General features: G+C 69.5%; 8 protein-coding genes. All 8 read left to right on the top strand.

Annotated features, from left to right (window positions below):
* Nucleotides 1–124: 124 nt before the first annotated feature.
* The 8 genes from ftsW (at nucleotide 125) to ABZ562_RS39190 (ending at nucleotide 7,448) form a co-directional block, all read left to right on the top strand.
* Nucleotides 125–1,417, top strand: a complete 1,293-nt coding sequence (gene ftsW, locus ABZ562_RS39225; RefSeq protein WP_361489693.1) for a putative lipid II flippase FtsW — start codon at nucleotides 125–127, stop codon at nucleotides 1,415–1,417.
* Between the two features lie 6 nt (nucleotides 1,418–1,423).
* Nucleotides 1,424–2,518, top strand: coding sequence for an undecaprenyldiphospho-muramoylpentapeptide beta-N-acetylglucosaminyltransferase (gene murG / locus ABZ562_RS39220; RefSeq protein ID WP_055556334.1), 1,095 nt, complete (start codon nucleotides 1,424–1,426; stop codon nucleotides 2,516–2,518).
* Nucleotides 2,519–2,531: 13 nt separating this feature from the next.
* A complete protein-coding gene (locus tag ABZ562_RS39215; protein ID WP_361489684.1) occupies nucleotides 2,532–3,329 on the top strand; it encodes an FtsQ-type POTRA domain-containing protein in 798 nt (265 codons plus the stop codon).
* Between the two features lie 277 nt (nucleotides 3,330–3,606).
* A complete protein-coding gene (gene ftsZ / locus ABZ562_RS39210; protein ID WP_361489682.1) occupies nucleotides 3,607–4,842 on the top strand; it encodes a cell division protein FtsZ in 1,236 nt (411 codons plus the stop codon).
* Nucleotides 4,843–4,885: 43 nt separating this feature from the next.
* Nucleotides 4,886–5,617 carry a peptidoglycan editing factor PgeF gene (gene pgeF, locus ABZ562_RS39205; RefSeq protein WP_361489679.1) on the top strand — a complete coding sequence of 244 codons (732 nt, stop codon included), beginning with the start codon at nucleotides 4,886–4,888 and terminating at the stop codon, nucleotides 5,615–5,617.
* Nucleotides 5,618–5,620: 3 nt separating this feature from the next.
* On the top strand, nucleotides 5,621–6,340 hold the full coding sequence (locus ABZ562_RS39200; RefSeq protein WP_361489677.1) for a YggS family pyridoxal phosphate-dependent enzyme: 720 nt from the start codon (nucleotides 5,621–5,623) through the stop codon (nucleotides 6,338–6,340).
* A 123-nt stretch (nucleotides 6,341–6,463) separates the two neighbouring features.
* Nucleotides 6,464–7,078 (top strand): cell division protein SepF, encoded by a 615-nt coding sequence (sepF, locus tag ABZ562_RS39195; protein WP_361489674.1) that lies wholly within the window; start codon nucleotides 6,464–6,466, stop codon nucleotides 7,076–7,078.
* Nucleotides 7,079–7,151: 73 nt separating this feature from the next.
* Complete coding sequence (locus tag ABZ562_RS39190; RefSeq protein ID WP_055556344.1) at nucleotides 7,152–7,448, top strand: YggT family protein; 297 nt, start codon at nucleotides 7,152–7,154, stop codon at nucleotides 7,446–7,448.
* Nucleotides 7,449–7,463 lie beyond the last annotated feature (15 nt).

The following is a 7,463-nucleotide window of genomic DNA, read 5'->3' as shown; positions in this document are numbered from 1 at the left end:
GCGGTCCGCGGCGCCCGCCCGCCCGCAGAGCGGCCGGGGCAAGGCCGCGGCCACGACCCCCCAGGGCAGGGACAAGGCGGGCAAGGGCCGTCAGAGCGCTCCCAGGGCGCCCCGCCGCCCCGCGATCCGCACACCCCGCCGCCCCTCCAAGGGCAGCCTGCTGGACGCGCTGCGGGGCGCACAGCAGCGCGCCAAGAAGGCCTGGGACCGACCGCTCACCGCGTACTACCTGATCCTCGGCGGCGCCGCCCTGATCATCGTGCTGGGCCTGGTGATGGTCTACTCCGCCTCCCAGATCAAGGCGCTCCAGTCCGGCCTCGCCCCCTCGTACTTCTTCCGCAAACAGCTCTTCGCCGCGGCGCTCGGCGGCGCGCTGATGCTGCTGGCCGTGCGCATGCCGATCAAGCTGCACCGCGCCTTCGCCTATCCGCTGCTGGCCGCCTCGGTCTTCCTGATGTGCCTGGTCCAGGTGCCGGGGATAGGGATCTCGGTCAACGGCAACCAGAACTGGATCTCCTTCGGCGGTCCGTTCATGCTCCAGCCGAGCGAGTTCGGCAAGCTCGCGCTCGTCCTGTGGGGCGCCGATCTGCTCGCCCGCAAGCAGGACAAGCGGCTGCTCGCGCAGTGGAAGCACCTTCTGGTGCCGCTCGTCCCGGCGGCCGCCCTGCTGCTCGGAATGATCATGCTGGGCGGCGACATGGGCACCGCGATCATTCTCTCGGCGATTCTTTTCGGCCTGCTTTGGCTGGCGGGCGCCCCCACCCGGCTCTTCGCGGGCGTGCTCGCCTTCGCCGGGGCGATCGCCGTTCTGCTGATCAAAACCAGCCCCAACCGGATGTCCCGGCTCGCCTGCATCGGCGCCACCGAGCCCGGAGCAGGCGATCAGTGCTGGCAGGCGGTGCATGGCATCTATGCTCTGGCCAACGGCGGATGGTTCGGCTCCGGACTGGGCGCGTCCATGGAGAAATGGGGCGAACTCCCCGAACCGCACACCGACTTCATCTTCGCCATTACCGGGGAGGAACTCGGCCTGGCGGGGACGCTGTCGGTGCTCGTCCTCTTCGCGGCTCTAGGCTATGCGGGTATCCGCGTGGCCGGACGCACGGAGGACCCCTTCGTGAGGTACGCCGCGGGAGGCGTGACCACCTGGATCACGGCGCAGGCCGTGATCAACATCGGTGCGGTGCTCGGTCTGCTGCCGATCGCCGGGGTCCCGCTCCCGCTGTTCTCCTACGGAGGGTCCGCCCTGCTGCCGACCATGTTCGCCGTAGGTCTGCTGATCGCCTTCGCCCGGGCCGAGCCCGCCGCGCGGGCGGCGCTGGCCATGCGGCAGCCTGCTTTGCGGAAGAAGCTGGCTCGGGTGAGACGGAAGACGATGAGACGGCGCGTCAAGGAACGGCCGTCCGGAGAGCGGTGAATTTCGGTGCATGTCGTACTCGCCGGTGGGGGGACCGCCGGCCACATCGAGCCCGCGCTCGCCCTCGCGGACGCCCTGCGAAGGCAGGATCCGACCGTGGGGATCACGGCGCTCGGCACGGAGCGCGGGCTCGAGACCCGGCTCGTGCCAGAGCGCGGCTACGAACTCGGGCTGATCCCTGCCGTGCCGCTGCCACGCAAACCCACCCCCGAGCTGATCACCGTCCCCGGGCGGCTGCGCGGCACGATCAAGGCCGCCGAGCAGATCCTGGAGCGCACCAAGGCCGACTGCGTGGTCGGCTTCGGCGGCTATGTGGCCCTGCCCGGCTATCTGGCCGCCAAGCGGCTGGGCGTGCCGATCATCGTCCATGAGGCCAACGCCCGGCCCGGGCTCGCCAACAAGATCGGCTCCCGTTACGCCACGTCGGTCGGGGTCTCCACCCCGGACAGCAAGCTCCGGGGCGCCCGCTACGTGGGCATCCCGCTGCGCCGCTCCATCGCCACCCTGGACCGGGCGGCGGTCCGCCCCGAGGCGCGCGCGGCCTTCGGCCTGGACCAGAACCTGCCGACGCTGCTGGTCTCCGGCGGCTCGCAGGGCGCGCGCCGGTTGAACGAGGTGGTCCAGCGGGTCGCCCCGTTCCTGCAGCGGGCCGGAATTCAGGTGCTGCACGCGGTCGGCCCGAAAAACGAACTGCCGCATGTGGACAACATGCCCGGAATGCCGCCCTATATCCCGGTACCGTACGTGGACCGGATGGACCTCGCGTACGCCGCGGCCGACATGATGCTCTGCCGCGCGGGCGCGATGACCGTCGCCGAGCTGTCCGCCGTCGGGCTGCCGGCCGCCTACGTCCCGCTGCCCATCGGCAACGGCGAGCAGCGGCTCAACGCCCAGCCGTTGGTCAAGGCGGGCGGCGGACTGCTGGTCGACGACGCCGAACTGACGCCCGAATGGGTGCAGAGCAACGTCCTGCCGGTGCTCGGCGACCCGCACCGGCTGTACGAGATGTCGCGGCGCGCCGCCGAGTTCGGCCGCCGGGACGCCGACGAGCTGCTGGTCGGCATGGTGTACGAGGCAATCGCGGCACGCCGCCAGGCGTGAGAAGGCAGGGAGCGTGGCCGGACCGACGACCGCCGAGAGCGGCACCCGAAGGACGTCGCCGTCCGGCCCGCCCCCGCGCCTGTTCGCGGCGCGGCGCAGGTTCCGCCTGCCCAGCCGCCGCACCCTGGTGATCGCCGCGGTGGCGGCCGCCCTGCTGGGCGGCGGGACCGGCTGGCTGCTGTACGGGTCGAGCTGGCTGCGGGCCGAGCGGGTGACGGTCACCGGCGCGGACGTGCTCACCCCGGACGAGGTCCGCAAGGCCGCGGCCGTTCCGCTGGACACCCCCCTGGCCGCGGTGGACACCGACGCGATCGGGCGGCGACTGCGGGACCGGCTGCCACGGATAGCGAAAGTGGACGTATCCCGGTCATGGCCGCACACCATCAGTCTTGATGTGACGGAACGCAAGGCCGAAGTGATTGTCGAAGAGGGCGGGAAGTTCCGCGAAGTGGACGCCCGTGGCGTGCGGTTCTCCCGTGTGACCGAGCGGCCCAAGGGCGTTCCGCTGCTCGAAATGGAGCCGGACCGGTCGCCGAGTTCACGCCATTTCGGCCCGGCGCGACTGCGCCGCGAGGCCGTCCGGGTGGTCACCGGGCTCCCGGCGAAGGTCCGTACGGACACGCGCTCGGTCCGGGTTCGCTCGTACGACTCGATCACCCTGGAGCTGTCCCGGAGCCGTACGGTCGCGTGGGGGAGCGATGAGCGCGGAGCCGCGAAGGCCAAGGCGCTCACGGCGCTCATGAAAGCGCGGCCCGACGCCGGTCACTTCGACGTCAGCGCGCCGAGCGCGCCCGCGGTGTCCCGTAGTTGACGGGCATAGCGGCAGGCCAGCACCCTGGTTGGCTGGACCACTGGGTGATCACATAGGGTGAAAAGAAAAGCGGGAGGTTCGGCGTGTTCATTGAACGCGCGCCACTTGTCGACTTAGTGTCCTGTTCCGAAGACTCCGGGAAACAGAGGCACTGGTAACCCTAAACTTCAGCGTTAGGGTTGGGGTCGGCAATCGGAACCGTCCCATTCGGCATCAGTCGGCGCACCGCGGCAACAGCGGGGTGGCGACACGTAACTCGAGGCGAGAGGCCTTCGACGTGGCAGCACCGCAGAACTACCTCGCAGTCATCAAGGTCGTCGGCATCGGCGGCGGTGGCGTGAATGCCATCAACCGGATGATCGAGGTCGGGCTCAAGGGCGTCGAGTTCATCGCGATCAACACCGATGCGCAGGCCCTGCTGATGAGTGACGCGGACGTCAAGCTCGACGTCGGCCGCGAGCTCACTCGTGGACTGGGCGCCGGCGCCAACCCCGATGTCGGCCGGAAGGCCGCCGAGGACCACCGCGAGGAGATCGAGGAGGTCCTCAAGGGGGCCGACATGGTCTTCGTGACGGCGGGTGAGGGCGGTGGTACCGGCACCGGTGGCGCCCCCGTGGTCGCCAACATCGCGCGCTCCCTGGGCGCGCTGACGATCGGCGTGGTCACCCGTCCGTTCACCTTCGAGGGCCGCCGGCGCGCCAATCAGGCCGAGGACGGCATCGCGGGACTGCGCGACGAGGTCGACACCCTCATCGTCATTCCGAACGACCGGCTCCTGTCGATCTCCGACCGTCAGGTGAGCGTGCTCGACGCGTTCAAGTCGGCGGACCAGGTGCTGCTGTCGGGTGTTCAGGGCATCACCGACCTCATCACCACCCCCGGCCTGATCAACCTCGACTTCGCTGACGTCAAGTCCGTGATGTCCGAGGCGGGCTCGGCGCTCATGGGCATCGGCTCGGCGCGCGGCGACGACCGCGCGGTGGCCGCAGCCGAGATGGCGATCTCCTCGCCACTGCTGGAGGCGTCCATCGACGGCGCCCGCGGGGTGCTGCTCTCCATCTCCGGCGGCTCCGACCTCGGTCTGTTCGAGATCAACGAGGCCGCCCAGCTGGTGAGCGAGGCCGCCCACCCCGAGGCCAACATCATCTTCGGCGCGGTGATCGACGACGCGCTCGGGGACGAGGTCCGGGTCACCGTGATCGCGGCGGGCTTCGACGGCGGTCAGCCGCCCGCGAAGAACCAGAACCGCGACAAGGTGCTGGGCTCGTACAACGGCGGCCGCGAGGAGAGCGCGAACGGCCAGCCCCCCCGTCAGTCCGCCCCGGAGCCCGGCCGTCCGTCCTTCGGCGGCCTCGGCAGCGTCACTCCGCGTGAGGAGGAGCCCGCCCCGGAGCCCGCTCCGGTCGCCGAGGTCCCGCCGCCGCCCCCGGTGTCCACTCCGCAGGTCCCGCCGGCCCGTCCCTACCAGGACAGCCAGGCCGAGGAGCTGGACGTGCCGGACTTCCTGAAGTGAGCCTGCTGCCATGGCTCCACGGCGACCCTGAAGCGACCCCGCAGTGATAGCGCAACAGCACGACGCCAGCGGCGCGCACTTCGGCTTCACCGACCGGTGGGGCGGGGTGAGCGCCGCTCCGTATGACGAGCTCAACCTCGGCGGCGCGGTGGGCGACGACCCCCAGGCCGTGACGGCCAACCGCGAGCTGGCGGCCAAGGCGCTCGGCCTGGACCCGTCGTCCGTCGTCTGGATGAACCAGGTGCACGGCCGGGACGTGGCCGTGGTCGAGGGTCCCTGGACGACCGGTGAGATCCCCGCCGTGGACGCGGTGGTGACGTCGCGTCGGGGGCTCGCCCTCGCCGTCCTCACCGCCGACTGCACCCCGGTGCTGCTGGCCGATCCGGTCGCCGGAGTCGCCGGCGCCGCGCACGCGGGCCGGCCCGGACTGGTCGCCGGGGTGGTCCCGGCGGTGGTCGAGGCGATGGTGGCTCAGGGCGCGGACCCGGCCCGGATCGTGGCCCGAACCGGACCCTCCGTTTGCGGCCGGTGCTACGAGGTGCCCGCGGCCATGCGCGCCGAGGTCGCCGAGACGGTGCCGGAGTCCTGGGCGGAGACCAGCTGGGGCACCCCGGCGGTGGACGTGGCGGCCGGGGTGCGGGCCCAACTCGCCCGGTCCGGTGTGGAGATGGATGGACAATCTCACATCTGCACCCGGGAATCGGCGGACCACTTCTCGTACCGGCGCGACCGCACGACAGGGCGGCTCGCGAGCTATGTCTGGTTGGACGGCTGAGCTGTGACGGATCGCAAGACGGAACTGGCCGCGAACCTGGCGCAGGTGGAGGAACGTATCTCTGCCGCCTGTGCCTCCGCCGGTCGCAAGCGCGAAGAGGTGACCCTGATCGTGGTCACCAAGACGTACCCGGCGAGCGACGTCCGTTTGCTCGCGGAACTGGGCGTCCGGCACGTCGCCGAGAACCGCGATCAGGAGGCCGCCCCCAAAGCTGCGGAATGCGCTGATCTGCCCTTGATCTGGCACTTTGTCGGGCAATTGCAGACCAATAAGGTGCGTTCTGTGTGCAGTTATGCCGATGTGGTGCAATCGGTTGATCGCAAGCGATTGATCGACGCGCTCTCGGGGGCGGCCGTGGGGGCCGCGCGCGAGCTGGGTGTCCTGATTCAAGTGGCGCTCGACGCGGACTCCGACGAGCGGGGGCGGCGGGGCGGCGTCGGTCCGGACGGTGTGGGCGCTCTGGCCGATGCCGTGGTCGCGGCCGACGGGTTGCGGCTGGACGGTCTGATGACCGTGGCGCCGCTGACCGGCCCCTACGCGGACCGGCCGCGGGCGGCCTTCGACCGGCTGATGGAAATCTCATCCGGCCTGCGCGTGGCTCATCCGGCTGCGAACATGGTCTCGGCGGGAATGAGCTCAGATCTGGAAGAAGCGGTTGCGGCGGGGGCGACACATGTGCGCGTCGGCACCGCGGTACTCGGAGTCCGCCCCAGGCTCCGGTAACGTCGCGAAGAAGTCGGACCACAGCAGAAAATATGGTCATTCCCGTCAAAAGACGGGCAGGCCACGTGGATCCAAGGCATCCGGTGGCGGAGCCGATCCACCACAGAGCGGAGGACGCAGAGAATGGCCGGCGCGATGCGCAAGATGGCGGTCTACCTCGGCCTCGTGGAGGACGATGGGTACGACGGCCGGGGGTTCGACCCCGACGACGAATTCGAACCCGAGCCGGAGCCCGAGCGGGAGCGTCGGCGTCATCCGGCGGTGGAGACCGAGCCGCGGCCGGAGAGGGGCGAATCTGTGCGAGTGGTCCACCCCCCCGCACAGCGTGAACCGGCTCCGCTTGTAACGGAAAGCAGACAACCCGCGCGAATTGCCCCCGTGGCGTCTATCACACCTGAACGTCAGAACTTGGAGAAGAACGCACCGGTGATCATGCCCAAGGTTGTGTCCGAGCGGGAGCCGTACCGCATCACCACACTGCACCCTCGGACCTACAACGAGGCCCGTACTATCGGGGAACACTTCCGTGAGGGCACCCCGGTGATCATGAATCTGACGGAGATGGACGACACGGACGCGAAGCGACTTGTCGACTTTGCCGCCGGACTCGTGTTCGGTCTCCATGGGAGCATTGAGCGAGTGACGCAGAAGGTGTTCCTGTTGTCTCCTGCTAACGTCGATGTCACGGCGGAGGACAAGGCCCGTATCGCAGAGGGCGGGTTCTTCAACCAGAGCTGAGACGCAACACGGCAACACCGAGTCATCCGAGGCCGCAAGGCCGCGTACGAAACAGGGGAGAGGGACGCGCGAGATGGGCATCGCACTGCAGGTGATCTACATCGCGTTGTACTGCTTCCTGATCGTGCTGATCTTCCGGCTGGTGATGGACTACGTCTTCCAGTTCGCACGCTCGTGGCAACCCGGTAGGGCGATGGTGGTCATCCTCGAGGCCACTTACACTGTGACCGATCCGCCACTCAAGCTGCTGCGGCGGGTCATCCCGCCGTTGCGTCTCGGGGGTGTGGCGCTCGACCTGTCCTTCTTCGTGCTGATGATCATCGTCTGGATCCTGATCACCGTCGTGAGCAATTTTGCGAGCAGGGTGTGAACGATACGGTCTTGC

The organism is Streptomyces sp. NPDC019937, from assembly GCF_040631655.1.
Lineage (GTDB): Bacteria > Actinomycetota > Actinomycetes > Streptomycetales > Streptomycetaceae > Streptomyces.
This window is presented reverse-complemented; position numbering and strand designations above follow the sequence as displayed.

Excerpts from the sequence above, each read along its gene's own strand:
- sepF (WP_361489674.1), top strand. The coding sequence starts at position 6,464 with ATGGCCGGCGCGATGCGCAAGATGGCGGTCTACCTCGGCCTCGTGGAG.
- ABZ562_RS39190 (WP_055556344.1), top strand. The coding sequence starts at position 7,152 with ATGGGCATCGCACTGCAGGTGATCTACATCGCGTTGTACTGCTTCCTG.